The 26,794-nt window shown below is 45.1% G+C and carries 26 protein-coding genes and 1 pseudogene; 25 read left to right on the top strand and 2 right to left on the bottom strand.

The annotated features are described in order from the left end of the window. Positions 1-10 precede the first annotated feature (10 nt). From ACW5MY_RS16970 to ACW5MY_RS16920, 11 genes and pseudogenes are all read left to right on the top strand, one after another. Positions 11-2,128, top strand: a complete 2,118-nt coding sequence (locus ACW5MY_RS16970) for a SpoIID/LytB domain-containing protein (protein WP_013353800.1) — start codon at positions 11-13, stop codon at positions 2,126-2,128. A 25-nt stretch (positions 2,129-2,153) separates the two neighbouring features. Further along, positions 2,154-3,644, top strand: a complete 1,491-nt coding sequence (locus ACW5MY_RS16965) for an N-acetylmuramoyl-L-alanine amidase (protein ID WP_014471098.1) — start codon at positions 2,154-2,156, stop codon at positions 3,642-3,644. A gap of 256 nt (positions 3,645-3,900) precedes the next feature. After that, positions 3,901-4,550, top strand: a pseudogene (locus ACW5MY_RS16960) (exopolysaccharide biosynthesis polyprenyl glycosylphosphotransferase). 37 nt (positions 4,551-4,587) lie between these two features. Further along, positions 4,588-6,036 (top strand): teichuronic acid biosynthesis protein TuaB, encoded by a 1,449-nt coding sequence (gene tuaB / locus ACW5MY_RS16955; RefSeq protein ID WP_013353797.1) that lies wholly within the window; start codon positions 4,588-4,590, stop codon positions 6,034-6,036. Further along, positions 6,033-7,229, top strand: a complete 1,197-nt coding sequence (gene tuaC, locus ACW5MY_RS16950) for a teichuronic acid biosynthesis protein TuaC (protein WP_013353796.1) — start codon at positions 6,033-6,035, stop codon at positions 7,227-7,229. Before tuaB ends, tuaC begins: the two co-directional genes overlap by 4 nt. Positions 7,230-7,233: 4 nt before the next feature. Next, on the top strand, positions 7,234-8,574 hold the full coding sequence (gene tuaD / locus ACW5MY_RS16945; protein WP_013353795.1) for a UDP-glucose 6-dehydrogenase TuaD: 1,341 nt from the start codon (positions 7,234-7,236) through the stop codon (positions 8,572-8,574). Between the two features lie 67 nt (positions 8,575-8,641). Next, on the top strand, positions 8,642-10,129 hold the full coding sequence (gene tuaE, locus ACW5MY_RS16940) for a teichuronic acid biosynthesis protein TuaE (protein ID WP_013353794.1): 1,488 nt from the start codon (positions 8,642-8,644) through the stop codon (positions 10,127-10,129). Beyond that, positions 10,126-10,806, top strand: coding sequence for a teichuronic acid biosynthesis protein TuaF (gene tuaF, locus ACW5MY_RS16935; protein ID WP_013353793.1), 681 nt, complete (start codon positions 10,126-10,128; stop codon positions 10,804-10,806). The genes tuaE and tuaF overlap by 4 nt, the downstream gene beginning before the upstream one ends. Positions 10,807-10,829: 23 nt before the next feature. Then, the gene (tuaG, locus tag ACW5MY_RS16930; RefSeq protein WP_013353792.1) at positions 10,830-11,588 is read left to right on the top strand and encodes a teichuronic acid biosynthesis protein TuaG; all 759 of its coding nucleotides are present in this window, start codon (positions 10,830-10,832) and stop codon (positions 11,586-11,588) included. A gap of 19 nt (positions 11,589-11,607) precedes the next feature. Then, positions 11,608-12,804, top strand: coding sequence for a teichuronic acid biosynthesis protein TuaH (gene tuaH / locus ACW5MY_RS16925; RefSeq protein WP_013353791.1), 1,197 nt, complete (start codon positions 11,608-11,610; stop codon positions 12,802-12,804). Between the two features lie 132 nt (positions 12,805-12,936). After that, positions 12,937-14,013: a glycosyltransferase family 4 protein gene (locus tag ACW5MY_RS16920; RefSeq protein ID WP_013353790.1), complete on the top strand. Its 1,077-nt coding sequence runs from the start codon at positions 12,937-12,939 to the stop codon at positions 14,011-14,013. 99 nt (positions 14,014-14,112) lie between these two features. On the opposite strand, the gene ACW5MY_RS16915 is transcribed toward ACW5MY_RS16920, so the two are convergent. Both ACW5MY_RS16915 and ACW5MY_RS16910 read right to left on the bottom strand, forming a co-directional pair. Next, positions 14,113-15,387, bottom strand: a complete 1,275-nt coding sequence (locus ACW5MY_RS16915) for an LCP family protein (RefSeq protein ID WP_013353789.1) — start codon at positions 15,385-15,387, stop codon at positions 14,113-14,115. Between the two features lie 4 nt (positions 15,388-15,391). Further along, positions 15,392-16,039, bottom strand: coding sequence for a YigZ family protein (locus ACW5MY_RS16910; RefSeq protein WP_013353788.1), 648 nt, complete (start codon positions 16,037-16,039; stop codon positions 15,392-15,394). A gap of 222 nt (positions 16,040-16,261) precedes the next feature. Here ACW5MY_RS16910 and degS point away from each other — a divergent pair, with 222 nt between their 5' ends. From degS to csrA, 14 genes are all read left to right on the top strand, one after another. After that, complete coding sequence (gene degS / locus ACW5MY_RS16905) at positions 16,262-17,425, top strand: two-component sensor histidine kinase DegS (protein ID WP_289393956.1); 1,164 nt, start codon at positions 16,262-16,264, stop codon at positions 17,423-17,425. A gap of 76 nt (positions 17,426-17,501) precedes the next feature. Further along, positions 17,502-18,191 carry a two-component system response regulator DegU gene (gene degU / locus ACW5MY_RS16900; RefSeq protein WP_003219701.1) on the top strand — a complete coding sequence of 230 codons (690 nt, stop codon included), beginning with the start codon at positions 17,502-17,504 and terminating at the stop codon, positions 18,189-18,191. A gap of 96 nt (positions 18,192-18,287) precedes the next feature. Further along, the gene (locus ACW5MY_RS16895; RefSeq protein ID WP_013353786.1) at positions 18,288-19,136 is read left to right on the top strand and encodes a DegV family protein; all 849 of its coding nucleotides are present in this window, start codon (positions 18,288-18,290) and stop codon (positions 19,134-19,136) included. A 106-nt stretch (positions 19,137-19,242) separates the two neighbouring features. Further along, the gene (locus ACW5MY_RS16890; RefSeq protein WP_289393955.1) at positions 19,243-20,628 is read left to right on the top strand and encodes a DEAD/DEAH box helicase; all 1,386 of its coding nucleotides are present in this window, start codon (positions 19,243-19,245) and stop codon (positions 20,626-20,628) included. A 58-nt stretch (positions 20,629-20,686) separates the two neighbouring features. Continuing rightward, positions 20,687-20,971 (top strand): late competence protein ComFB, encoded by a 285-nt coding sequence (gene comFB, locus ACW5MY_RS16885; protein WP_013353784.1) that lies wholly within the window; start codon positions 20,687-20,689, stop codon positions 20,969-20,971. A 5-nt stretch (positions 20,972-20,976) separates the two neighbouring features. Further along, the gene (locus tag ACW5MY_RS16880) at positions 20,977-21,666 is read left to right on the top strand and encodes a double zinc ribbon domain-containing protein (protein ID WP_434534080.1); all 690 of its coding nucleotides are present in this window, start codon (positions 20,977-20,979) and stop codon (positions 21,664-21,666) included. A 73-nt stretch (positions 21,667-21,739) separates the two neighbouring features. Beyond that, positions 21,740-22,159 carry a TIGR03826 family flagellar region protein gene (locus ACW5MY_RS16875; RefSeq protein ID WP_013353782.1) on the top strand — a complete coding sequence of 140 codons (420 nt, stop codon included), beginning with the start codon at positions 21,740-21,742 and terminating at the stop codon, positions 22,157-22,159. 69 nt (positions 22,160-22,228) lie between these two features. Further along, a complete protein-coding gene (gene flgM / locus ACW5MY_RS16870; protein WP_013353781.1) occupies positions 22,229-22,495 on the top strand; it encodes a flagellar biosynthesis anti-sigma factor FlgM in 267 nt (88 codons plus the stop codon). Positions 22,496-22,509: 14 nt separating this feature from the next. Next, a complete protein-coding gene (locus ACW5MY_RS16865) occupies positions 22,510-22,992 on the top strand; it encodes a flagellar protein FlgN (RefSeq protein ID WP_013353780.1) in 483 nt (160 codons plus the stop codon). 15 nt (positions 22,993-23,007) lie between these two features. Further along, positions 23,008-24,525, top strand: a complete 1,518-nt coding sequence (gene flgK / locus ACW5MY_RS16860) for a flagellar hook-associated protein FlgK (protein WP_013353779.1) — start codon at positions 23,008-23,010, stop codon at positions 24,523-24,525. Between the two features lie 11 nt (positions 24,526-24,536). Continuing rightward, positions 24,537-25,454: a flagellar hook-associated protein FlgL gene (gene flgL, locus ACW5MY_RS16855; protein ID WP_013353778.1), complete on the top strand. Its 918-nt coding sequence runs from the start codon at positions 24,537-24,539 to the stop codon at positions 25,452-25,454. A 91-nt stretch (positions 25,455-25,545) separates the two neighbouring features. Further along, a complete protein-coding gene (locus ACW5MY_RS16850; RefSeq protein ID WP_014471091.1) occupies positions 25,546-26,115 on the top strand; it encodes a DUF6470 family protein in 570 nt (189 codons plus the stop codon). A 29-nt stretch (positions 26,116-26,144) separates the two neighbouring features. Continuing rightward, on the top strand, positions 26,145-26,576 hold the full coding sequence (gene fliW, locus ACW5MY_RS16845) for a flagellar assembly protein FliW (protein WP_007407475.1): 432 nt from the start codon (positions 26,145-26,147) through the stop codon (positions 26,574-26,576). Continuing rightward, on the top strand, positions 26,570-26,794 hold the full coding sequence (gene csrA / locus ACW5MY_RS16840; RefSeq protein WP_003151402.1) for a carbon storage regulator CsrA: 225 nt from the start codon (positions 26,570-26,572) through the stop codon (positions 26,792-26,794). The genes fliW and csrA overlap by 7 nt, the downstream gene beginning before the upstream one ends.

Genomic DNA, 26,794 nt, shown 5'->3' with positions numbered 1-26,794 from the left:
CGCTGTAATCTTGAAAACTTGCAAACATTTAATAGGACTGACTCTAGCTGTTGTTTTACTGTTCATACCTGCGGTTACCTTTGCGGCAGATTCCGAAATCTCAGTAAAGCTGACAAATTACATAGGAAATCAATCAAGTATTTCTTTATCTCCAACAGGGTTTTATCAGGTTACTGGTGATCACGTAGCTGTAACCGACCGTTTTTCGGGAGCATCGCGATATGAGACGGCGGCTCTGGCATCTGACTCCCAATGGACGAACCCTAAAACAGTTATTCTTGTCAATCGTGATGTTTTTATCGATGCATTACCTGTAATTCCTTTGGCGAAAAAATTGGATGCACCAGTGTTATTTACACAGCCGGACACTCTGACCAAAACAACAGAAAAACAGATTGCTAAGTTCAACCCCGATAATATCCTGGTCATCGGCGGGGCTAAAAGCATCTCGAAGGACGTTGAAAATAAGCTTAAGTCTTATGCAGCTGTGAAAAGAATCAGCGGGAAAAATCGTTATGTTCTTTCTGAAAACATTGCAAAACAAATGGGCAATTATGATAAAGCAATTGTTGTAACAGGGAATGTTTTTCAAGACGCTTTAGCCATAGCTCCGTATGCCGCTGCAAACGGCTATCCCATATTACTGACTGAAAAGGATAAATTGCCGGATTATGACCTTCCGAAGCAAGTCTTAATTATCGGGAGTTCGTTCAGCGTGAGTGATGCAGTAGAAAATCAAATTAAAAAAACTTCAACTGTGCAGCGCATACCCGGGTCAACGAGGTATGAATTGACTGCTAATATCATTAATCAGCTAAAGTTGAAGGCTGATAAAGTCGTCATGACTAATGGAACTAAATATGCTGATGTTCTGGTGGGTGCTTCTCTAGCTGCCAAAAAAGGCAGTCAAATTTTATATATCAAACAAGATAATGTTCCTTCAGCAGCTAAATCAGTGACAAAAGAGAAGGCGTCGTATGCATACGACTTTATCGGAAGTACAAGCTCAATTTCCGCCGGAGTTGAAAATGAGCTTTCAAATCATTTTTACTTAGCCGGCGGAAGCACATATAACTTACAAATCAATAATGGAAAGTTAAGTCTTAATCATATTAAAACATACGGGAATTCTCTGAGAATAAAACCGGAAACATACAATGAATCCAACCGGATAAGTTTAAATGGAAAAGAATACTTAGGGACGATTAATTTTTCAATAGAGTCAGGCAAATATATCAGACCTGTAAATGAAAATATTCCTTTTGAAGATTATTTGAAAGGTGTCGTACCGAATGAAATGCCCGCAAGCTGGTCTCTTGAAGCACTCAAGGCGCAAACAGTTGCGGCAAGAACATACTCAATTACGAAGACCGGGAGCACTGTAGCTGATACTACTGCTTTTCAAGTATATGGCGGGTACAGCTGGAACGCCAATACAACTAAAGCGGTGCAGCAGACGAAAAATAAAGTGCTGACTTACAACGGAAATTTAATTACGGCATCTTATTCATCGAGTAATGGCGGTTATACAGAATCAAGCGACGAAGTATGGGGTTCAAGCGTTCCTTATTTAACTGCAAAAAAAGACACAAAAGATCCTCAAACGGCCTGGAGTCTGACACTTTCTAAGCAGCAAATCAACACAGATTCAATTAATGTAAATCAGCCGGCATCTTGGTTTGCTTCGAAGAATGAGACAAATGCAGCTCAACTGAGCGGTATTAAAAATTGGCTTTTAAAAAATAAGGAAACTGGCGCTTCCGCCATTAAAATTATAAAAATAGAAGATTTTACATTCAGCGGAACAACTAAAGGACAGCGGGCCAAAACAGCAACTTTGAAAGTAAATTACGCTGTCAAAAATAACAATGGAAATTACGAGGCAAATAAAACGGCTGCAATGACTGTGCCGGTGACTGAATTGAGGACGATGATCGGAGCCTCCGTATTTAAAAGCACTTATGTGACTGTCAGCCAAAACGGCTCGGCTTTTACAATCACCGGAAAGGGATACGGGCACGGTATCGGCATGAGCCAATACGGCGCTAAGGCAAGGGCGGAATCAGGAGATTCATATAGTTCGATTTTAAAATTTTATTACCCGGGCACAACATTGACTGACTATTAAATAAAAGAGAGCAGGAGGAAGGCAATTGCGTTCTTATCTTAAAGTCCTGATAATTTCTATGCTGGGACTCATCTTATTTATCCCGTCAGCTTTAGCTGACAACGCGGTTAAAAGAGTAGGGGGAAGCAACAGGTACGGTACGGCTGCTGCACTTTCCAAGCAGGTGTATTCAACAGCGAGTACAGCTGTTGTCGTCGGCGGAGGATCGTATGCAGATGCTATATCCGCCGCGCCTATGGCATATCAAAAAAATGCTCCGCTGCTTTACACAAACAAAGATAATTTGTCATCAGAGACGAAAACCCGTCTGAAAGAATTAAAAACAAAAACGGTCATTATCGTCGGAGGCACGCCTGCTGTATCAGCAAATACAGCAAATCAAATCAAAGCGCTCGGCATCAGTGTTAAGAGAATTTCAGGAAGCAACCGATATGATACGGCAGCTAAAGTAGCAAAGGAAATGCCTGCCGCTTCAAAAGCAGTTATTGCAAACGGATTTTTATATGCTGATGCAATCGCTGCAATTCCATATGCCGCAATGAACGGATATCCAATTTTATTTACGAATCAAACAGATATTAACAGCGCGACAGCAGGAGCTATAAAAAGCAAGGGAATCAAAAGCTCTATTGTAGCAGGGGGAACCGGGAGCATAAATGCTTCAGTCTTTAATAAACTTCCTTCTCCAAAAAGAATCAGCGGAAGCAACCGATATGAACTTGCGGCCAATTTAGTTCAGCAGTTAAATCTTCCGACAGGCAATGTATTTGTCAGCAATGGTTTCGGATATGCAGACTCAATAGCGGGGGCCGCGCTTGCTGCAAAGAAAAAACAATCTATCATTCTGACAAACGGAAGCAATCTCTCAAAAGAGACAAGAGTAATTATAGGAAGAAAAAAATTAAGCAGTTTTACCATTATCGGGAACACCCCGGCTGTCAGCTCAAATGTAGCCAATCAGCTGAAAAATCCAGTATCGGGAAAAACAATTTTAATTGATCCCGGTCATGGAGATCAAGATTCCGGTTCTATAGGTAACGGAATTTTAGAAAAAGACGTCAACCTTGATATCGGTAAAAGGCTGAATACAAAATTAAATGCTTCAGGTGCTCTTCCGGTCATGACGAGGTCCAATGATACATTTTATTCCCTGCAGGAAAGGGTAAATAAAGGCGCAACCGCAGGAGCTGATTTATTCATCAGTGTTCACGGCAATGCAAATGACGCGACTTCTGCAAACGGAACTGAGACCTACTATGATGAGACATATCAAGCTGCTGCAAGCAAACGCCTGGCTGAACAAATTCAGCCCAAGGTTGTTAATGCATTATCAACAAGAGACAGAGGGGTTAAAACGGCTCCATTCTATGTCATTAAATATTCCAAAATGCCTAGTGTATTGGTAGAGACGGCTTTTATTACGAATCCGTCTGATGCAAGTAAATTAAAACAAGCATCTTATAAGGAAAAGACAGCTGCAGCCATCAATGATGGAATCGTGTCTTATTATAAGTAAACCTTTTATATATTTTTGTACGGAGCCTGCCGGTCAGAATTGACCGGCAGGCTTTTTGCGCTGTTACGCGCTCATCATTATCATTTTCTAATTATAGTAACCGCCGTTTATGGATATGAATAAATTTACAATAAAAAAACAATAATCGAAACATTCTAATAAACATTAACGTTTCCTTTACTTCCAATTAACATCCATCTGCTAAACTCACGGCATAGGTCATCAAACATCCCAACAAATCGTGAGGTGTGTGTCAGTGGGAGCAGAGAAAAGCATGAATGTAAATAATAACTATGCAGTGCGGCAGGGGACTTCCGCTGCCGTAACGGAAAGAACGGCCCGTTATTGCGATTCATGGACATTGTGTTTGCGCTTGCGGGGCTTTTGGCGGCACTCCCGGTAATGGGCCTGTTCTCCATACTGATTCGTTTGGAGTCGCCCGGCCCGGCTTTTTATAAGCAGGAGCGGGTAGGCAAAGACGGGAAGCCGTTTTATTTGTATAAGCTCCGCTCTATGAAAATAGATGCTGAAAAATCGGGGGCGGTCTGGGCGCTGAAAAAGGACCCCCGCGTAACAAAGGTCGGCGCTTTTATCAGAAGGACCCGTATTGATGAGCTGCCGCAGCTGTTAAATGTGCTGCGGGGAGAAATGAGCCTGATCGGCCCGCGTCCCGAACGGCCCGTTTTTACGGAACAGTTTCAGGCTGAGATTCCCGGATTTACGGAGCGGCTGGCTGTTAAGCCTGGATTAAGCGGCTGGGCGCAGGTCAACGGGGGATATGACATGACACCGAGGGAAAAGCTGATGTTTGACTTATATTATATCCGAAACCTGACCTTTTCATTGGAACTGAAGATTATGCTCAAAACGTGCAAAGTGATCTGGACCGGTGACGGGGCACGATAGAAAATTCTGGTCAGCAGACAAAAAAGTAGGGAAAACGATGCCTAGTATTACAAATCAAATCTTGCGCGGCGCTAAATGGACAAGTATTTCGACAGCGTGTATTACGGTCATTCAAGTCGTTCAATTCGCCTTGCTCGGGCGGGTCATGTCACTGGCTGAATTCGGCCTTGTCGGCATGATCACAACGGTTGTGGTGTTTGCCCAAATTGCGCTTGATATGGGCTTTGGCGCCGCGCTCATTCAAAAAGATCATGTAACTGAAAAACAGATGTCTTCCCTGTACTGGCTGAATATCATAACGGGACTTGCGCTGTTTGCGCTTCTGTTTTTCAGCAGTCCGCTCATTGCCGATTTTTATCGGCGGGAGGAGCTTGCCTATTTGATCCGCGTGCTGGCCGTCATGTTTTTAATCGCACCGATCGGCCAGCAATATCAGTATATGCTGCAAAAAGCGCTGGCGTTTAACACGTTAAGCAAGATTGAAATCTTTTCAAATGTGCTGTCCTTCGTTTATTTGGCGGCTGCGGTTTTTTATACCGATCCGATTCTCGCGTATGTGATTTCTCAGGTGCTGCTGCAATCGTCAAAAGGTCTTCTGTACTGGATATCCTGCAGAAAAACATGGAGGCCGGCGTTTGTTTTTGATCTGAAGGGGATGAAAGGTTTCTTTTCTTTCGGGGCCTTTCAGCTGTCTTCCCGGCTTGTGAACCGGCTCGGGGCGAATATTGATATGATTCTGATCGGCAGTTTTATCGGCGCGGAGGCGCTCGGCATTTACAATTTGGCCTATCAGATCGTCACGCTTCCGGTATTAAAGATTAATCCGATCATTACAAGAGTGGCATTTCCCGTCTTTGCGAAAAACAAGCATGAAAACAGCGTCATCAGAGAAGGATTTCTCAATATGACCAAAATGCTCGCGCTGATTTCTTTTCCGCTTTTGCTCGGTTTGGTTTCAGTATCGGATGCATTCGTGGCTTCGGTTTTCGGAGAAAAATGGCTTACGGCTGTCCCAGTCTTAAACGTTCTCGCCATCGTCGGGATTTTAAGGGTCCTGATGAACCCGAACGGATCAGTGCTGCTGGCAAAAGGGCGGGCTGATCTGGCGTTTTATTGGGATGCCGGGGTGATGCTGCTGTATGGTGCGTCTTTATACGCCGCCGTGCTGTCCGGCAGCCTCTTGACTGTAGCCTGGACGTACGCTTTCATCAGCATCCTGAATTTCCTGATCGGGCGCTGGCTGTTGGCATATGTCATTAAACTGCGTCTGTCGGCTTATTTCAAAGCCGTGGCCAAACCGTTTCTGCTTACGGCGGCAATGGGTGTCATCGCTTTTACAGCCAGCTTCGGCACCGAGCGGATCAGCCTTGATGTAAAGCTGCGTCTGGCGATCTCAGTAGCCTGCGGCGCATTGTGCTATTTATTCCTGTTAGGAAAAGCTTATCCGCATATGAAAAGTAAATTAAGAAAAGGGCGTTTGCTATGAAGGTATTGTGGATGACAAGTGTATATCCGAGCAGTGAAAAGCCGGGAGAAGGCGTTTTTCATGAGACGCAGGCACAAGAACTGAGAAAGCTCGGCGCGGAGATGACCGTCATTTGTCCGCGGCCGAAGCTCGCTGCGCCATTCCGGATGCTGAAAAAGACATATCGGCAAAAGGATATAAGGCCTGCGCATGAATGGCGGAAAGGCGTGTCCGTCCACCGGCCGTTTTATCGGGCGGTTCCCGGGCAGCTGAAATGGGCGCAGCCGCATAAAAGAATGGCGGCATCGGTTCTTTCCGCGATCAAAAAGCACGGCCTGAAGCCCGATCTGATTCACGCGCATTTCGCCATGCCGTCAGGAGGAGCGGCCGCCATTGTCTCAAAGGCCTTGGGAATTCCGTATGTTCTGACATTGCATGGCAGTGATGTCAATGTCTATCCGCATTACAGCAAAAGCGCTCATCGCGCATTTACACTTGCGGTCCGGGAGGCTGCTGATATTTATGCCGTCAGCGGCAGTCTGCGGGAACAAATGAAAAAGCTCAGCGAAGCGGATTGCAGCGTGCTCCCGATCGGCATCACGATTGACGCCTTCCAAAAAAGGAATGAGACGAAAGAAGCCATCAGAAAACGGCTAGGTCTTCCTTCTGATAAAAAGCTGATCGTGTTTATCGGCAGGCTTGTCAAAGAAAAAGGTGTTTTCGACTTATCAAAAGCCGTTCAGTCATTGGACCAAAGATTTGAAGCCGTATTTGTCGGTGACGGACCCGCCAAATCCTCATTGCGGGAAGCCGCTCACATCGTAACGGGGCAAGTGCCGAATGACAAGATACAGGATTATCTGCTGGCGTCGGATATCATGGCGCTGCCGTCCTACAGTGAAGGTATGCCGACTGTGGTCATTGAGGCGCTCGCTCTGAAGGTGCCGGTGATTTGCACCGATGTCGGGGGTGTCGCTTCATTATTCGGTAAATACCGGCGTTTGCTGATCAGACCGGGTTCACCCGAAACGCTGGCGGAATCCATTCGGCAATATGATGAAGGAGCGGCTTGGACGCCGCAAACTGCCGATGAACTTTATCAAACCGTCCGCACGTATTTTGACGCAAGCCAAAACGCGAAAGCGCTGAAAGAGAAATACCGGACCGTAATGAACCGGGCCGGGCAAGAGGAGAACCTTTCGAAAGAGGGATGAAGCTGTGAAAAAAATCGCTGTATTAGGAACAGGGTATGTAGGTCTTGTATCTGGAACTTGTTTTGCGGAAATCGGCAATCATGTGACTTGCTGCGACATCAATGAAGCGAAAATCAGAAGCTTGCAAAACGGAGTCATCCCGATATATGAACCGGGGCTTGAGGAATTAGCTGAAAAAAATGTCAGTGCCGGGCGTTTATCCTTTACGGCTGAAATTGAGTCGGCTGTGAAAGCCGCTGATATCATCTATATCGCCGTCGGGACGCCGATGTCAAATACGGGTGAAGCCGATCTGACCTATATTAAGGCAGCGGCGCAGACAATCGGAGAACAGCTGAACGGATACAAAATCATTGTCAACAAAAGCACCGTTCCGGTCGGGACGGGGAAGCTCGTTTACCAAATCGTCAGCGAAGCGTCGAAGGGAAACCATCCGTTTGATGTCGTGTCAAATCCTGAATTCCTCCGCGAAGGCTCGGCAGTGCGGGATACGATGGAAATGGAGCGGGCGGTCATCGGCGCCACAAGCGAACATGCCGCTTCGGTTATTGAAGAGCTTCATAAGCCGTTCCGTACAAAAATCGTAAAGACCAATCTTGAAAGCGCGGAAATGATTAAGTATGCCGCAAATGCTTTTTTAGCCGCAAAAATATCCTTTATTAACGATATCGCCAATATTTGCGAACGTGTCGGGGCGGACATTTCTCACGTGTCAGAAGGCGTCGGCCTAGACAGCCGCATCGGGAATAAATTTCTGCAGGCGGGTATTGGGTTCGGAGGCTCCTGCTTTCCGAAAGATACAACCGCTTTATTGCATATCGCAAACGCCGCAGGCTATCCGTTTCAAATGATGGAAGCAGTCATTGAAACCAATCAAAAGCAGCGGCTACGCATTACGGAAAAATTGAACCGCGTCATCGGTCCGGTAAAGGGGAAAACCGTGGCCGTACTGGGGCTGGCTTTTAAACCGCACACAAATGACGTCCGCTCCGCCCCGGCTCTTGATATCATCTCAAGTCTTAAAGAGCAGGGCGCTCACGTGAAAGCGTATGATCCGATCGCGATTCCCGAAGCGTCTGCTGTATTAGGAGACGGCGGCATTGAATATCACACAGAGCTGTACAGTGCCATCGAAAACGCGGACGCATGCCTGATTACAACTGATTGGCCGGAAGTCAAGGAGATGGATCTTCAGAGGGCGAAGCAGCTGCTCAAACGGCCGGTCATCATTGACGGCAGAAATATATTCCCGCTGGAATATATGAGGGTTTCAGGATTCACTTATCATTCCGTCGGACGTCCCGCGGTTCATGCCGACCGGCAAATAAAAGAATTGGCAAGATAGAAAAAGATTTGTTTTCAGGCTCTCGGCAGCCCGGCTCGGCTGCCGGTTTTGGAAAGGGGTTTGCCATGTGAGTATCAAACGTTCAGCGGCACATGTTCTAGTGCTGCTTGCCGCTGTCATTACAGGAGTATTCATCATGCTGGAGGCGGTCAGAGCGGATGCCGGTTTTGGAAAATTCACCGTGCTGCTGCTTGCCGCCATGATCGGTATTGCCGGACTTGCTTTGATATCCGCCTTTACAACAAACGGCCGGATGTTTATGGGGCTCATTTATATACTGATCGCGTGTACATTTCTGAATCAGGCCTTCTTTGCCATCCATCTCGGTTTTTTCAGCTTATTTATATACCGGCTGTTATTAATCGGGGCGGGCGCCCTTCACATCGCCGGCATCCTGACAAACCGGCATCATATTGACAGATGGAATCGGGTGAATGTAAAAGGGGTTCTGATGTTTTTCGCCTTATGGTTTACATACGGTCTCATATCGCTATTGTGGGCAAAATCCGTGACGTACGGGATTAAATATTTAGCTTTAATGGCGATGGGCATGTTTTTGATTTATCTCGTCGTCATGTTTATTCAGCGCCTTGATCAGCTGATGGTTTTTTACGGCATATGGCTTGTGATGACCATTTTTGTGATGGCGATCGGCTTTTACAATCATTTTACACATCACCATCTGCCGAGCTCCACGCTTTATAACGGGCCGCAGTACAAACAGCATTATCCGACGTCCGTTTTCTTTAATCAAAATGATTTCGCGACGTTTTTATGCATCAGTTTCTTTCTGTACGCGGCGGCGGTGAAAAATATGAAAAACGGTTATGTGAAGGCCGTCAGCCTGCTCTTTGCGATCTGCGCTTTGTATTTAATCATTTTGACCGGTTCGCGCGCGAGTTTGCTGGGCATATGCGCGGGGGCGGCTGTATACGTCTTCATCCTGCTGCCTTCCCTGCTGAAAAAACTCGCGCTGTACGCTGCGGGGGCGGGTGCTGCGCTCTTTGCGCTTTTATTTGCGGGCCGTATCACCAATGCCTTCTTGAATCTCTTTTCAGCTCCGCAGGCGATGCCGGGACAGCACCCGCTTCCATCGAACCTCGCGCGGGCGAATCTTTTAAAGAACGCCTTTCACTACGTGATTGATTCCTGGGGGTTCGGAGTGGGTGCGGGAAACGTCTCGTACTATTTAAAAGCTGAGCCCGTGTATGATACGGGCGGCGTAGCTGAAGTGCACAACTGGCTCGTCGAGATTATGGCTAACTTCGGCGTGCTTACGATGCTCGGCTATCTGACAGTCTACTTGTTCCTTTTTTGGACACTTTATAAATGGCATGAAAGAAAAACGGAAAATCAGTCAAGACTGATCACAGAAGGACTTATCACGGCGATGGCCGGTTTTTTGGTAAGCAGCATCAGCCCAAGCTCCGTATCAAATTTATTTTTTCACTGGGTATTTCTCTCACTCGTGATTGCGGCGGTCAATATTCTGAGGCGTTTACAAAAGGAGCCTGCCGTTACGGCGTACTATGAAAAACAGGGAGATGCGAGATGAAGGATATGTTGACAAGATTAACCCGGCGTATCAAAAAGAATATCATTTGGATCATTGCGCTGCCCGTTGTCCTAGGGGCGGCCGGTTATCTATTGCCGTCAAAAATCACCGGAACCAGCAGTTTCACATCGGCAGCCGCGATCGCCGCGGGAAATTATGATCATCCGCTTTATAACAACACAAAAGAAATTCCGCTCCTTTTGACGAGCGATACTTTTTTAAAGCAGGCTCTGCCTGAAAAAACAGACGAAGAAAGAACAGCCGTAAAAAGTAAACTGACTGTCGAAACACAGTCAGATTCATTGATCACGGTCAGTTACAGCGACCAAGACAAACAGGAGGCCGAATCGGTGTTTCAGGCTGTCATAAAGACTTTTCTGAAGAATGATCAGGAGCTGTTTGAAAAACGGGCAAAAGTGGTTCGTCAGAGTATTGACGCGCTTCAGGGAGAAACCGTCAGCGCGGATGCCAAAGTGGATAAGGAAAGATTTTTATACGAATTGAAAAACACACAGCTGAACCTGAAAGCTGCCGGCGTCATTAATTCAGAGCCGGTGAGTGAAACGGCGGGACAGGGCATGCCGCCGAAAAAGAAAGCGGTTCTGGGCGTTTTGATCGGCATTGCAGTTGCATTTATGTTCATTGTCATTCCTGAGTTTTTTAGAGAGTCCTTTTAAAAATCTGCGATGGAGATGTGACCATGACAAACTGGAAACCTTTCGTATCTGTCATTACACCGTCTTATAATGCAAGTGAATATATCGAAGACACGATTCAATCCGTTTTACACCAAAGCCACCCGCATTGGGAGATGATTATCGCGGATGATTGTTCAACGGACGGAACGAGAGATATTTTACGGCAATATGAACAAAAGGATGAGCGGATCCGCGTCGTTTATTTAGACAAAAACCGGGGAGCCGCGGCTGCCAGAAATACAGCCCTCGAGCATGCCAAGGGGCGTTATGTCGCATTTTTGGACAGCGATGACAGATGGAAAAAGGAAAAGCTTCAAAAACAGCTGGCGTTTATGTCAGAGCGGTCCTGTGCATTTTCATTCACGGGCTACAGCGTCATGGAGCAGGACGGAACGCCGACGGACAAAACGATTCAAGCGCCTGAAAGCCTGTCCTATGATGAAGCTTTAAAAAACACGATTATCGGATGTTTAACGGTCATGATTGACAGAGAACAGACGGGGCAGATTCAAATGCCTGATATCAGAACGCGGCAGGATTTGGCGACATGGCTGTCCCTTCTGAAAAGGGGATTTACAGCTTACGGCCTGAATGAGTGCCTTTCAGAATACAGGCTTGTGCAGAATTCAATTTCAAGCAACAAGTGGAAAGCCGCCAAAAAAACATGGTTTGTTTATAGAGAAATTGAGCGCCTGCACTTTATCAAGGCTTCGTGGTGTTTTATGCAATATGCGAAAAACGCGGTCATGAAAAGACTGTAGGCGTTAGAGGAGCTGGGTGATGAAGGTGGAACCGATTATTCACGTAATCGTCGGAGCGGCGGAATGGGGTCATGACCGGCTGAGATACAGACGGCACCGGCTGGCTGAATTTCTCGCCAGGCAAAAAGAAACGAAAAGCGTCATTTGGGTATGTCCGTCCCCGCGCGCAAATGACGGGCAAATGACTGGGATTGCCGAGGGAATCCGGCAGTTCGCAGTAAAGGATCTCCTGAAGCAGAAAGCTTTCCGCTTCGGCAGGTATACAGATTTTTGCTACAGGAATAAGCTTTCACCATTGCTGAACGTGCTGAAGGAAGAAAGAGAAGGGGCCCGCTGCTGCTTATGGTACACCTTCCCCGGTTTTCCGCTTCTGTCAGAACTGTTTCCTTGGGATGAAGTGATTTACGATTGCAGTGATCTGTGGGCGGCTCCGATCAGCGGACGTGCCGGTGTGCTGTCAAATATCAGAAGAAATATCATAAAACAGGCGGAAATGAGAATCATTCAGCGTGCCGATTCCATTACGTGCACATCTGACTGTCTTCATCAGGAGGTCGGAAAAAAGCTGGAGAACCCGCGCCAGAAGGTCTTCACCATTGAAAACGGAGTGGAATATGACCTGTTTTCACAGGAAAATAAACACCCGGATGAAGACATTTTACAGGGAAGAAATGGGCCGGTTCTCGGTTTTATCGGCGGCATCAAACCGAAGCTCGATTTCGCGCTTTTAGCGGAAACGGCAGATTTACGGCCGGATTGGACGATTTTATTGGTAGGTCCGAACACGGCTGAGGATGAGCCGGATTTCAAGTCGCTTCTGAAGCGGCCGAATGTCATCTGGTCGGGACCTGCTGCGCCGAATGAAGTGCCGTCCTATATGCAGCTCGTCGACATCGGCATTATGCCTTATAAAAATTCGCCTTATAATGACGCGGTATTTCCGCTCAAGCTTTTTGAATTTTTAGCTGCCGGCAAACCGGTTGTCGGCTGCAACCTTGCTTCTACGGCCAAAATCAAAAGGCCTTATGTTTATGAATACGTTGAAGGCAGCGACCCCGCAGATTTCATCGCAGCCTGTGAATCGCTCTTGGCAGCGGATCGCGGCGGATCTTACGAGGCATTGCGCCGTGAATTGGCCCGAAGACGGGATTGGAATGTTTTATTCGGCCATATGCTCGAATGCACGGGAATCATGAAAAATGCGCACTCCCATTAAAAGGGAAAGCGCATTTTTTGATTTGCGTGTTTCTTTTTGATGATGCTTGTTATAATAACTAGTAAGAATTATAATGGAAGGAACGGTTCAATATCAGAAAAGACTTCATATAATTCCAAAGGAGACTTCTTTATGCTTGACGAACGCATGTTTCGCATAGTTGTTGCGTTTTTTGTCTCTCTGCTAACGGTTTTAATCCTAACTCCTATCGTAAAAAAAATTGCGATCAAAATAGGTGCAGTTGACCAGCCCAGCAACCGAAAAGTACATGATAAAATAATGCCCCGTATGGGCGGATTGGCCATTTTTATCGGCGTAGCGGCGGGTGTGCTCGCGGCCGGCATATATAATGAAACGAAGATGACCGCCATCACGGTGGGCGCGTTTATTATTGTTATTTTAGGAATTCTTGATGATAAATACCAATTAAGCGCAAAGGTAAAGTTTTTCGTCCAGTTAGCCGTAGCCATTATGATTGTGAGCACGGGACTGAAAATGGACTTTTTCTCCGTGCCGTTTTTAACGGAACGTTTAGAATTGGGATGGGTCGCTTACCCGCTGACTGTGTTATGGATCGTCGGTATCACGAACGCGATGAACCTGATTGACGGTTTGGACGGTCTCGCTGCCGGTCTGTCGGTCATCGGACTGTCCACCATCGCAGTAATGGCGTTATCCGGAGGCAAAATCCTTATCCTGTCACTTTCTCTCGTTGTGATAGGAAGCACACTCGGATTTTTATTTTATAATTTTCACCCGGCAAAAATATTTATGGGAGATACCGGATCGCTCTTTCTCGGATACGTCATTTCAGTACTCTCATTATTAGGTCTTTATAAAAGCGTGACTTTATTCAGTATCATCATTCCGATCATTATTTTGGGCGTGCCGATTTTTGATACGACGTTCGCTGTCATCAGACGGATACTAAACAAACAGCCGATTTCAGCGCCTGATAAGTCACATATACACCACCGGCTGATGGCCTTCGGGCTTTCACACCGCACGGCTGTCATCATCATTTATTTAATCGGCTTTATTTTCAGCATCAGTGCCATCCTGCTGAAAAGCGCGACCATATGGCTTTCGCTGTTTATTATTTTTGTATTGATTGTATTTATGCAAATCATAGCAGAGGTCACAGGGTTAGTAAATGAACAATTTAAACCATTTACCAAGTTTTACAAGAGATTGGTAAAGAAGAATTAAAAAGAGCAGATCATGCAAATGGTCTGCTTTTTCTTTGTTTCTGCTATTCTCTTAATTATATAGAAAAACCCGATCCTTCTCAAAGGATCGGGTTTTCTGTTAATAGCCTGTTGTGCCGCTTGAATTTGTGTTGCCGGGCTGTGTGCTGTCCGTTCCGTTTGCACCCGCAGTACCGTTGGTTGAATCGGTCGTGCCGCCGGTCCCTGTGCCGCCGGAATTCGAATCAGTGGTGCCGTCTGTTCCTGTGCCGCCGGAAGTTGAATCCGTCGTACCGTCTGCTCCTGTGCCGCCGGAAGTTGAATCCGTCGTACCGTCTGTTCCGGTGCTGTCAGAAGCAGGATCGGCCGCAGTGCTGCTTCCGGCCGGATAATCTAAATGCTTCTGCAAGGTTTGCCGTACTTTTTCGAGATTGGCGGGGTCCGGTTGGAAATAATACGTTCCGCCCGTAGACGCGGTTCCGCCTCCGCCTAAATATAAATCTGTTCCTGTTATGGTCAGTGTATCAATCTTTTTGCTGGTAAAGCCGCTGTAAATCTGCTGAAGGGCGAGTCCTTCAGTGATGCGGATATTCGTTTGTACGTTATTGCTCGCTGTTTCAGCGATTTTATCGATCTTAGCAATATTTCCAGCCTTAGACATTTGGTCGATCAGTGCGTTTAGGATCTGCTTTTGGCGGTCATTACGGCCGAAGTCTCCGCGCTTATCCTGCTTTCTCATCCGCGCGTAAGCCAGAGCCTGTTCACCGTTCAAATGCATGTTTCCTTTCTTGAAGTAGATCCGTTTCTTTTTACTGACGTCACTCATCTCGTCGAAATCAAATGGCACCTTTACATTGACTCCGCCGACTTCATCAATAACATCCTTAAAACCGTTAAAATCGACAGTGACATACTTATCAATCGGTATGCCTAATAAGTCTTCTACAGTTGAGACGGTTTCATCCGCTCCGCCTTTAGCAAAAGCCGCATTGATTTTTGACTTTTTACCGGTTGTATCGCCGGCAAGCGTCACCCGCGTATCACGCGGAATACTCAGCATTTTCATTGTTTTATTTCTCGGATCAAGGGTAACAACAATAAGAGAATCTGATCGTCCGCCTTTTCCGCTTGTGGCATAATTTTCGATCCCCATAAACAAAATGGAGAACGGTTTTTTCTTCATATCGATGACTTCATCCCGCAGTTTTGATTTATCTCCGCGGGAAAGGGCATCATATGCATTATCTGCCGCATTGATCGTTTTGTATACTTTGTACCCGCCAAACCCGGCAGCAACTAACAAAACGAGGGTAAGCAGCAGCAAAATCCGTTTGAAAATAATCTTTCGTTTGTTTTTCTTTTTCTTTCGAACACGTACTCTTACACGTTCAGCCATTACATTAGTCTCCTTTAGGGCTGACGTCTGTTTCTAAATACGTCAGTTCTCCCTCTGTATTAATACTTTTGCCGTTCGTCAGCTCTGTCATCCATTTTATAAACGCTTCTTTGTCTTTTTCTTCAACGTATGTTTCAAATTCGACATGATCCGCATAATGGATCTCCTTCAGTAAAAAAACTGATTCTCTCAGTTCATTCTCTATCTTGCCGAGCCACGTATAATCTGCCGATGTATGCATAATCCGCATCAGCTTCCGTTCCGTAACTCCTATATGATTTAACCCCTCAGAAACTGACTTCCCGTATGCGCGAATCAATCCGCCTGCTCCGAGCTTTATTCCGCCGAAATACCGGGTAACCACCGCGCAGGTATCTTTCAGGCCGCGTTTTTTCAGCACTTCCAGCATGGGTACGCCGGCTGTGCCGCTTGGTTCACCGTCATCATTCGCCTTTTGTATCTGATCCGTTTCTCCGATCAGATAAGCTGAGCAGTTATGAGTCGCATTCCAGTGCTGTTTTTTGATCTTTTGTATAAATTCCTGCGCTTCCGATTCAGAAGCGGCACGGCTCAGGTGGCAGATAAAACGTGATTTTTCGATCACAATCTCATGTTCACCTGTTTCTTTAACAGTTAAATAGCTGTGCAGCATGATTGCTGGACCCTCCTGACAAGCATTAAAAGACTTGTTTCTACAAATTCGAACAGACTTTAGAATTTTTGCGCATATTTTGGTATTATGAAAGAGTAAGATACTATATAAAAATGTTTTTTTCTAGAATATACGCATTCTTTCATTATAATTCGACACAAATTGCAGTTCAATTACATTTATAATAAAAATACATAACAACACCGTTACGGAGGGAGACTGATGAATAAATCGAAGATGGACTCCAAAGTTTTGGATTCTATACTTATGAAAATGCTGAAAACCGTGGACGGGAGTAAGGACGAGGTTTTTCAAATCGGAGAGCAGTCGCGCCAGCAATATGAGCAGCTGGTCGAAGAACTCAAACAGATCAAACAGCAGGTGTACGAAGTCATTGAGCTGGGCGACAAACTCGAAGTACATACCCGGCATGCAAGAAACCGCTTGTCGGAAGTAAGCGGAAATTTCCATAAGTTCAGCGAAGAAGAAATTCGCAACGCCTATGAAAAGGCGCACAAACTTCAAGTGGAACTGACGATGATCCAGCAGCGTGAAAAGCAGCTGCGGGAGCGCAGAGATGATTTAGAACGCCGCCTTTTGGGGCTTCAGGAAATCATTGAACGGTCAGAATCATTGGTCAGCCAAATAACCGTCGTTCTGAATTACCTGAATCAAGACCTTCGCCAAGTAGGGCTTCTGCTTGCCGATGCGCAGGCTAAACAAGATTTCGGTTTAAGAATTATCGAAGCCCAGGAGGAAGAAAGAAAAAGAGTTTCCAGAGAAATTCATGACGGTCCGGCTCAAATGCTGGCAAATGTTATGATGAGATCGGAATTGATAGAACGGATCTTCCGCGACCGCGGCACGGAGGACGGCTTTCAGGAAATCAGAAATCTTCGCCAGAATGTGCGGAATGCTCTTTACGAAGTCAGAAGGATTATATATGATTTAAGACCGATGGCATTGGACGATCTCGGGCTGATTCCGACACTGAGAAAATATCTTTATACAACTGAAGAATACAACGGAAAGGTGAAAATACATTTTCAGTGCATCGGAGACACGGAGAACAAAAGGCTTGCCCCGCAATTTGAAGTGGCGCTTTTCCGTCTCGCTCAGGAAGCCGTCACAAATGCGCTGAAGCATTCAGAATCAGAGGAAATTACAGTAAAAGTGGAAGTAACTGCTGATTTTGTGGTTCTTATTATTAAGGACAACGGAAAAGGCTTTGATATCAAGGAAGCTAAACAAAAGAAAAACAAGTCATTCGGCTTGCTGGGAATGAAAGAAAGAGTAGATCTGCTCGAAGGAACGATAACGATAGACTCTAAACTAGGTCTTGGGACATTTATCATGATTAAGGTTCCTTTATCTCTCGGCCTATAATTTGTTAAATAGAGCCAAAAGACATATTGACCGAACAGCGGCGTATATAGAACAATAGGATAAGGAGGCGTAGCGTGTGACTAAAGTAAATATTGTTATTATCGACGACCATCAACTATTCCGTGAGGGTGTAAAAAGAATATTGGATTTTGAACCTACCTTTGAAGTGGTAGCAGAAGGTGACGATGGAGATGAAGCGGCTCGTATCGTCGAGCATTATCATCCCGATGTCGTCATAATGGATATCAATATGCCGAATGTAAATGGAGTAGAGGCTACTAAGCAGCTTGTTGAGCTGTACCCTGAATCTAAGGTAATTATCCTCTCCATCCATGATGATGAAAACTATGTGACTCATGCTTTAAAAACAGGTGCAAGAGGCTATCTCCTGAAAGAGATGGACGCGGATACTTTAATCGAGGCAGTGAAAGTGGTAGCCGAGGGCGGTTCTTACCTTCACCCGAAAGTAACCCACAATCTTGTCAACGAATTCCGCCGTCTTGCGACAAGCGGAGTTTCTGCTCACCCTCAGCATGAGGTTTATCCGGAAATTCGGAGACCATTACATATATTAACGAGACGGGAATGTGAAGTGCTGCAAATGCTTGCAGACGGAAAAAGCAACCGCGGAATCGGTGAATCATTGTTTATCAGTGAGAAAACAGTGAAAAACCACGTGAGTAATATTTTGCAGAAAATGAACGTTAATGACCGGACACAAGCTGTTGTCGTAGCCATTAAAAACGGCTGGGTAGAGATGCGTTAGTCTGTGTGAGAAGACTTGCCTATTATGGCAAGTCTTTTTTTACGGCTACATATCTATTAAAATACGTATTAAGTACTTAATAAGGCAGGTAAAGTGATGAATATTGCAGTTGTAACAGACAGTACAGCATATATTCCGATAGAGATGAGAGAAGAACATCATATTCATATGATCCCTCTTCAAGTGGTTTTCGGTGAAAAAACATTCCGAGAAGAAACAGAACTCGACTGGAGAAGCTTTTATAAAGAAGTGAAAAATCATGATGAGCTGCCGACTACGTCCCAGCCTTCTTTCGGTGAATTAATCGCATTGTACGAAGAGCTGGGCAAAACATATGATGCAGTCATAAGCATACATTTGTCCAGCGGAATCAGCGGAACTTATAACAGCGCCGCTTCGGCAAACGCTATGGTTGATCATATTAAAGTTTATCCTTTTGATTCAGAAATCAGCTGTTTAGCGCAAGGTTTTTATGCATTAAAAGCTGCACAGCTTATTAAAGACGGAGTTGACTCTCCGGAAGAGATTATAAAAGAGCTGGAAGAAATGAAAAAAACAGTCCGTGCTTATTTTATGGTGGACGATTTATCACATCTGCAGCGGGGCGGGCGTCTAAGCAGTGCTCAGGCTTTTATCGGCGGTCTGTTAAAGGTAAAGCCTATTCTTCATTTTGACAATAAGCTAATTGTTCCTTTTGAGAAGATTCGGACACGCAAAAAAGCGATTTCTAGAATTTTGGAGCTGTTTGCCGAGGATGCAAGTAAAGGAATCCCGATGCGGGCCGCTGTCATTCATGCAAACAGGGAAGAAGAAGCTGCTGAAATTATTCAAGAATTAAGCGGTAAATATCCTCATGTCGAATTCTATAACAGCTATTTCGGAGCTGTGATCGGAACCCATTTGGGCGAAGGCGCCATCGGAATCGGCTGGTGTTTTAAAAACTAAGTGCAAATCTCCGTTTTCAAGGGCGGAGATTTTTTATTTTCTTATTTTCGTAATTCGACAAAAAGTTTCCCGGCAGGCATACTTTGAGCAGAAAGGAGGCTGAGAGATGTCCGTAGGTGCTTCAGAATTTTCGAAGGTGCGGGATTTCTTTTACGGCAGGCATTTATTGAGATCTGAGATTCCGTTTTCTGATCAGTGCATCAAGCGTTTTATAGAAAAAGAATATATAACGGCCGAGCCGTCAGTCATCCGCCGGAAAAACCGTTATGTCTGCCGCCGATGCGGCCAGTCTGACCAAGCCCGCTTTGCGGTATTTTGGGCGCCCTCTGCCAAAAGACATATTACCTATTGCCGTTCCTGTGTCGTAATGGGAAGGGCTGATGAACTGACGTCATTATACTCTTGGAATCTAGCGGCTGAAAACAGCTGGGAGCCTATCAAGCTTTCTTGGGAAGGAACACTGACAGACGGACAGAAGCAGGCGGCGGAAGCGCTTATAGAAGCGATAAAAGAGAAACAAGAGCTGCTGGTATGGGCGGTTTGCGGATCAGGGAAAACAGAGATGCTGTTTCCGGGTATAGAGTTTGCGCTGAATCACGGCTTGCGCGTCTGTGTCGCGACTCCGCGTACAGATGTCGTACTTGAACTGCTGCCGAGACTGAAAAAAGCATTTGAGAAAGTCGAAGTTTCTGCTTTGTACGGCGGCAGTGAGGACAAAGGCAGCTTGACTCCGCTAATGATCTCAACCGCTCACCAGCTGATGCGCTATCGAGATATTTTTGATGTAATGATAATAGATGAAGTAGATGCTTTTCCTTTTTCAGCTGATGAGACATTAAGATTTGCGGTTGATAAAGCCAGAAAGAAAAACAGCGCCCTAGTTTATGTAACGGCAACTCCTTCAGACACATTAAAAAAGAGGGCTGAGGCCGGTTTGCTGAAAAGCGTTCGCATACCGGCCAGATATCATCGGAAACCGCTCCCGGAGCCGCGTTTTTTGTGGTGCGGCAATTGGAAGAAGAAGCTTGAGAAAGGAAAACTGCCGCGTTCTGTAACGGATTGGGTCCGGCAAAAACTTCAATCACGACTGCCGGTTTTCTTATTCGTTCCGTCTGTACATATATTAAGAAAGACAACGGATTATTTTCAGAAATTAAACATCCGTGCAGAAGGCGTGCATGCGGAAGACACATGCAGAAAGGATAAAGTGAAACGGTTCAGAGAGGGACGGTTTGACCTGCTGGTAACGACTACGATTTTAGAAAGAGGGGTTACCGTACCTAAAGTCCAGACTTGTGTCCTCGGCGCAGAAGCACCTATCTTTACTGAGAGCGCACTCGTACAGATTGCAGGCAGAACGGGCAGGCATTATAAACATTTCAGCGGTGATGTCGTCATGTTTCATTTCGGAATGACAAACGGTATGAAGAAAGCAAAAAAACATATAGAATATATGAACAAATTGGCACAAAAAAATAAATTGTTGGACTAGTTAATTTCAGAAAACGTGATACAGTATACTCATACTTTTCCTATGAGGAGCTGTCAACATGCTTGTCAATTCTAAAGAAATCGTATTAAAGGAACTTCTCGACCGCTATATACCTCAGCTTCATATGAAATGCACATGCCGGGTATGCAAAAATGATGTACTGGCACTTTCATTAAACCGGGCTGAACCGGCATATGTTACTGATAAAAAGAAAGTTGCTTACGCAAAAGCAGAGATGGTTGATAAACAGAAAAATACGGCGCTGCTTGTCATTCTTGCTGAATCAGCGGCGATTGTTTCGGTTAATCCCAGCGAGTTCTGTGAGACTCGGGAAGGAGCGTAATTTCTCTGAATTGTTTATTGTGTGACTCACCAATGTCAAGATCACTGACTTGGAGTTCTCTATTTTCTCTGGCGCCGGAGCAAGAGGTATGCAGCGCATGCAGCAATCAATTTGAAAAAATCGAAGGCCCCGTGTGCAGTTTATGCGGAAGGCCTCAGCAGTCAAACAAAAAATGCGCTGACTGCATGGCGCGGGAATCAAAAACGGAACAGCGCTTTTTGTTGCGGCAGAACCGTTCGGTTTTTTTGTATAATGATGCAATGAAGGACTCATTGGCCCGGTTTAAATTCAGGGGTGATACGAAAATCATTCAAACATTTGAACGTGATTTTACTGCCGGCTTTAAAGCGGCATATCCGGCAAATACACATATCCTCGTCCCTATTCCGCTGAGCCCCGAACGGCTGGCGGAGCGCGGATTTAATCAATCCGAGCTGCTGGCCTCGCTGCTCGGAATGCCCGTCATTTCCCCCCTCATCCGACTGAACAATGAAAAACAATCCAAAAAGAGCAAAACAGAAAGGCTCTCCGCAGAAAAAAAGTTTTCAGCTGCCGAAAACTCCGCCGAAGGTATGAACGTCATTTTAATAGACGATATTTATACGACGGGCGCCACACTGCATCAAGCTGCCGGAGCTCTGCTGACAGCAGGCAAAGCGTTATCGGTCTCCTCTTTTACTTTAATCAGGAGCTAAATCATTCTTTTATCCTGCCGATATAATTGATAGAAATATAAGGCAGATAAAAGAAGGAATAGGAGTTAATACGATGGGTGAATTGGCGAATTGTCCAAAATGCAATGCTTTATTTTTTAAAACGAACCTGCAGACCGTATGTCAGGCATGTATTAAAGAAGAAGAAAAAGCATTTGAAACCGTCTATAAATTTTTAAGAAAGCAAGTCAACAGACAGTCGACGATGCAGCAGATTACTGAGGAAACAGGTGTTGAAGAAGAGCTGATCCTCAAGTTTATCAAACAAAAAAGGATTCAGATCAGCCAGCTTCCGAATTTGGCATACCCTTGTGAAAGGTGCGGAAATCCGATCAGGACGGGGAAATTTTGCAAGTCCTGTCAGACCGATATTGAGTCGCAATTAGACCATATGAATCAAAAAACAGCTGCTGAATTCAAAGAGAAAAATAGTTCAAATGACACATACTATGCCTATAATACCAAAAACACCTGATTCCCTAAACTAACTGATAACGCAGTCGATAAAAGAATTAGACTGCGAACAGAAAGCGAGAGGAATCCTATGAAAATCAATCAGTACGGAACACAATCCGTTAATCCATACCAAAAAAATTACGAAAAGCAAGCCGTACAAAAAGAGGCTGCAAAGCCGAAAGACAAAGTGGAAATTTCTTCTCATGCAAAAGAGCTTCAAAATGCGTCAGATGCGGTCACTAAAACACGTCAGGAAAAAATCGCTCAGCTGAAAGCGGATATAGAGAGCGGAACATATAAAATAGATTCAAACAGCATCGCTGAAAAAATAGTGAATTTCTATAAAAAGCAATAAAAAGGAGAAAGCCAATGTCAGCAAAGCCAATTATTGATCAACTGAAGCGACTTTGCGCACTGCATGAACATCTGCTCACGCTGTCTGAGGAGAAAACGGAAGCGCTGAAAGCAGGTAAAACAAAAGAGCTTTCCAACATATTGACTAAAGAGCAAAAGTATATTCAGGCAATCGGGCAGACTGAAGAAGAACGAATCAAGCTGACTTCTCAGTTTCTCAGCGGCAGTGAGGACAACACAATTGCTGCATGCATCTCCAGAACTTCAGGCAGCGAAAAACAGGAGCTTGAAGGGTTATTTCACTCTTTGTCTGCGCTTCTTGACCGTCTGAAAGAAGTGAACGAGATGAACAAACAGCTCACGATTCAGGCTTTGCAATTCATCTCCGGGGCATTCGATATGATAATGCCGGGTGAAAAAGAGAATATGAATTATAAAGAGCCGCAAACGGCACGCCAGCCTGTCAGCCGTTTGACATTATTCGATTCAAAAGCTTAGAACGGAGGATTTTCAATGCCATCGACTTTTATGGGGCTCGAAACAGCAAGGCGTGCACTGAGTGCGCAGCAGACTGCATTGAGCACCGTTTCAAATAACGTTGCAAATGCAAATACAGCAGGATATACAAGGCAGCGAGTCACGTTACAATCGACGAGTCCTTATCCCGCTGTATCAAAAAACAGTGATCTGACAGCCGGCCAAATCGGAACAGGTGTTAAAGCCGGTTCAGTGGAGCGCGTCAGAGACAGTTTTTTAGACTATCAGTACAGAACTGAAAATACAAAATTAGGCTACTATACAGCCCGTTCCAATTCATTATCGCAAATGGAAGGCGTCATGAAAGAGCTTGACGATAACGGTTTAAACGGATCGCTCAGTTCGTTTTGGAATGCCCTTCAGGATCTGGCGACGAATCCGGAAAATACGGGAGCGCGCTCAGTCTTGCAGGAGCAGGGGAAATCTCTTGCTGAAAGTTTTAACTATATATCTACCTCGTTGACTAACATTCAGGGTGATATTAAAAAGAATCTGGATAACACAGCGGACCAGGTCAATTCAATTCTCAATCAGCTGAATGACCTTAATACTCAAATAGCGGCAGTTGAACCGAGCGGTATGCTCCCTAATGATTTATATGACCAAAGAGACAGATTGATTGATCAATTATCTTCTATGGCAAATATAAAAGTTTCATATAATAAGTCGGGCGGGCATTCCTTGGCGACTGCTGAGGGCACGGTTAACGTGGAATTGCTGAACGGAAACAACAATTCTCTCGGAACGCTGCTGGATGGTAATACAAAAACCGTTTCAGAAATGAAAATCAACTACGACAAGGACAGCGGCCTTGTGTCGAGTGTGTCAATCGGCAGCAGCGAGGTCAATGCGGATGCATTTACCGGAAAAGGCTCACTTTTAGGTCTTATTGAGTCATACGGCTATATGTCGAATGGAGAAGAAAAAGGCCTCTACCCTGAAATGCTGACGGCTCTTGACAATATGGCGCTATCCTTTGCTGACGCGTTTAACGCAGTTCACGAAAAAGGAAAGACCTATACAGGCGAACAGGGCGCGGCATTTTTTGATTTCAGCGGTGATGAAGCGGTGCCGGCAAAAGGTGCGGCAGCGAAAATAAAAGTCAGTGACAAAATCCTCGCGTCTACTGACAATATCGCAGCGTCGTTAAACGGAGAAAAAAGTGACGGCACAAACGCGACTAACCTGGCAGCCGTGCAGAACAGCAAGCTGACTATTAACGGTGAAACCACTACAATTAATGACTTTTATGAATCCCTTATCGGCAAGCTGGGCGTTAATTCACAAAAAGCGGCCAATCTTATGAACAACTCTGAAAGCAACACTCTTTCAGCCGATCAAAGGAGACAATCAGTCAGCGCCGTGTCTTTAGATGAAGAAATGACAAATATGATTCAGTTTCAACACGCTTATAATGCCGCTGCGCGAATCATAACGATGCAGGATGAAATATTCGATAAAATTATTAACGGTATGGGCACCGGAGGAAGATAGGAGATAAGTAAATGAGAGTAACTCAAGGGATGATCGCAAAAAATTCTCTTCGATTTATCGGCTCAAGTTATGACAAGCTCGATCGGCTTCAGCAGCAAGTGTCTACGGGGAAAAAAATCACGAAAGCTTCTGATGACCCGGTCGTTGCAATGAAGGGAATGCAGTACCGTACTCAGCTTGCGCAGGTAAACCAATATCAGCGGAATGTTTCGCAAGGTTTTACATGGCTGGAAAACTCGGAATCAAGCGTAAACTCAGAAACCGATATTATGGGGAAAATCCGGGACTTGATGGTTCAGGCCAAAAGTGATTCGAACGGTGAAACGGAATTAAAAGCAATCGGTACAGAAATCGGCCAGCTGAAAAAGCAGCTCGTTTCTGTCGCGAATACTCAGGTGAACGGGCGTTACCTGTTTAACGGAACCAATTCAGACGTCCCGCCGATTACTGAAAATGCTGACGGTACATATACGTACAACTATGAAAATTACACTAGTGCTTCGGATGTTAACATCAACATCTCGAACGGGGCAGTGCTGAAAGTGAATTCTGACCCGAATTCAGCTTTCGGGGGCGTCGCTCAAAATGGGGATAATGTATTTGAATTTCTCAACTCCTTAGAAGCTTCTTTAAGCAAAGGTACGCTTTCCGAAGCAGATTCAAAACAGATTCTGTCAGATATCGACGGTTTTACTGACAAAATGAATGCTGAAAAATCCAATATCGGTGCACGTACAAACCGTTTGGAACTCATTCAGACAAGGCTGGAATCACAAGCTGCTACCGCTGAAAAAGTATTGTCAGATAATGAAGATGTAGAAATGGAAGATGTGATTGTTGATTATTTATCTCAGCAGACGGTTCATAAAGCTGCGCTGTCAGTAAATGCGAATATTATTCAGCCGTCACTGATCGACTTTCTGAAATAATATAACTGACCGTCTTCAATATATAAAAAAAGCGACTCACAACAGGGAGATCGCTTTTTTTACTAGAACATTCTAAAGAGGAGGGATTTCTATGCAGATGCCGAGATTGATTATTGACAGTGTGCCTGCTAAAATCGGTATTACCTTTCAGAAGGAAGAAATCGAAATGGAACAGCCGCCCGCTGACCTGGAAATTGAGCAGCCGCCGGCAGAGCTGAACATTGAAAGCACGCCGGCCAAACTGACGATTGATCAGACGAGGGCTTGGGAGAACTTGAATCTCAAATCATTTGAAAAGCTGAACGCGGAAGCCGCCCAGAAAGGCGCGGAAGCATGCAGTGAGTTTATTGCAAAAACAGTCAGAGAAGGGAAGGAAATGGCGGCTATCGAAAAGAAAACCGGCAATGTGATGGCCCGGCAGGCAGCGGATGTCAGCCCGCCCGAGCCATTCGGCGAATTCAGCGACTTTCTCCCTGCACAGTTTCTCGTCGACATTGACTGCATTCCTTCAAAGCTGACGATTGATATTGAAGCCCGCAAACCTTCAATTGAAGCAGCCGCCCATAAACCGGTATGGAATTACACGCCGGGAAAAGTTCAGATTGATATGATGCAAGACCCTAAGGTGACGATTTCGGTTGACGACGGTAACACAGAATAAAAGATGAAAGTGGTAAAGGATTGTGAAGCATGATTATTAAAACAAAATATCATGGAGAAATCAGAATAGACGAAGGGCAGATCATCTCATTTGAAAACGGCCTGCCGGGATTTAATGACGAGACTCAATTTGTTGTTCTTCCTTTGTCGGAAGATTCACCGTTTTTGGCGCTGCAATCTGTCAAACAGGAGCACATCGCCTTTATTGTCGCCAGCCCGTTTATTTTCTTTAAAGGGTACGAATTTGACATTGACCATGCGACGCTTGAGCTTTTGCATATTGAAGATATAGAGGACGTCGAAGTGATGGCGATTTTAACGCTGGAAGAGCCTTTTGAAAACACGACCGCCAATTTAAAAGCGCCGATTATCGTCAATAAAAAGGAAATGAAGGCGAAACAAATCATTTTACATGATGCTTCCTATGAAACAAAACATCTGATAGGAGGAGGATCATGCTAGTTCTCTCAAGAAAAGTGAATGAGTCAATTCAGATCGGACCCGATATTGAAATAAAGGTGATTGCCATCGAAGGAGAGCAAGTGAAGCTGGGAATTGAAGCGCCTCAGCATGTGGATATTCACCGGAAAGAAATATACTTGTCGATCCTGGAAGAGAACAACAGAGCCGTATCTTTTAATACCGATTTATTACTTAATTTATCCTCACAAAAAAAGTGA

The organism is Bacillus sp. Bwzl_19 (genome assembly GCF_054900515.1).
This window is presented reverse-complemented; position numbering and strand designations above follow the sequence as displayed.

Excerpts from the sequence above, each read along its gene's own strand:
- tuaB (WP_013353797.1), top strand. The coding sequence starts at position 4,588 with ATGCCTAGTATTACAAATCAAATCTTGCGCGGCGCTAAATGGACAAGT.
- tuaC (WP_013353796.1), top strand. The coding sequence starts at position 6,033 with ATGAAGGTATTGTGGATGACAAGTGTATATCCGAGCAGTGAAAAGCCG.
- tuaF (WP_013353793.1), top strand. The coding sequence starts at position 10,126 with ATGAAGGATATGTTGACAAGATTAACCCGGCGTATCAAAAAGAATATC.
- tuaG (WP_013353792.1), top strand. The coding sequence starts at position 10,830 with ATGACAAACTGGAAACCTTTCGTATCTGTCATTACACCGTCTTATAAT.
- tuaH (WP_013353791.1), top strand. The coding sequence starts at position 11,608 with ATGAAGGTGGAACCGATTATTCACGTAATCGTCGGAGCGGCGGAATGG.
- ACW5MY_RS16920 (WP_013353790.1), top strand. The coding sequence starts at position 12,937 with ATGCTTGACGAACGCATGTTTCGCATAGTTGTTGCGTTTTTTGTCTCT.
- ACW5MY_RS16915 (WP_013353789.1), bottom strand. The coding sequence starts at position 15,387 with ATGGCTGAACGTGTAAGAGTACGTGTTCGAAAGAAAAAGAAAAACAAA.
- ACW5MY_RS16910 (WP_013353788.1), bottom strand. The coding sequence starts at position 16,039 with ATGCTGCACAGCTATTTAACTGTTAAAGAAACAGGTGAACATGAGATT.
- degS (WP_289393956.1), top strand. The coding sequence starts at position 16,262 with ATGAATAAATCGAAGATGGACTCCAAAGTTTTGGATTCTATACTTATG.
- ACW5MY_RS16895 (WP_013353786.1), top strand. The coding sequence starts at position 18,288 with ATGAATATTGCAGTTGTAACAGACAGTACAGCATATATTCCGATAGAG.
- ACW5MY_RS16890 (WP_289393955.1), top strand. The coding sequence starts at position 19,243 with ATGTCCGTAGGTGCTTCAGAATTTTCGAAGGTGCGGGATTTCTTTTAC.
- comFB (WP_013353784.1), top strand. The coding sequence starts at position 20,687 with ATGCTTGTCAATTCTAAAGAAATCGTATTAAAGGAACTTCTCGACCGC.
- ACW5MY_RS16875 (WP_013353782.1), top strand. The coding sequence starts at position 21,740 with ATGGGTGAATTGGCGAATTGTCCAAAATGCAATGCTTTATTTTTTAAA.
- flgM (WP_013353781.1), top strand. The coding sequence starts at position 22,229 with ATGAAAATCAATCAGTACGGAACACAATCCGTTAATCCATACCAAAAA.
- ACW5MY_RS16865 (WP_013353780.1), top strand. The coding sequence starts at position 22,510 with ATGTCAGCAAAGCCAATTATTGATCAACTGAAGCGACTTTGCGCACTG.
- flgK (WP_013353779.1), top strand. The coding sequence starts at position 23,008 with ATGCCATCGACTTTTATGGGGCTCGAAACAGCAAGGCGTGCACTGAGT.
- flgL (WP_013353778.1), top strand. The coding sequence starts at position 24,537 with ATGAGAGTAACTCAAGGGATGATCGCAAAAAATTCTCTTCGATTTATC.
- ACW5MY_RS16850 (WP_014471091.1), top strand. The coding sequence starts at position 25,546 with ATGCAGATGCCGAGATTGATTATTGACAGTGTGCCTGCTAAAATCGGT.
- fliW (WP_007407475.1), top strand. The coding sequence starts at position 26,145 with ATGATTATTAAAACAAAATATCATGGAGAAATCAGAATAGACGAAGGG.
- csrA (WP_003151402.1), top strand. The coding sequence starts at position 26,570 with ATGCTAGTTCTCTCAAGAAAAGTGAATGAGTCAATTCAGATCGGACCC.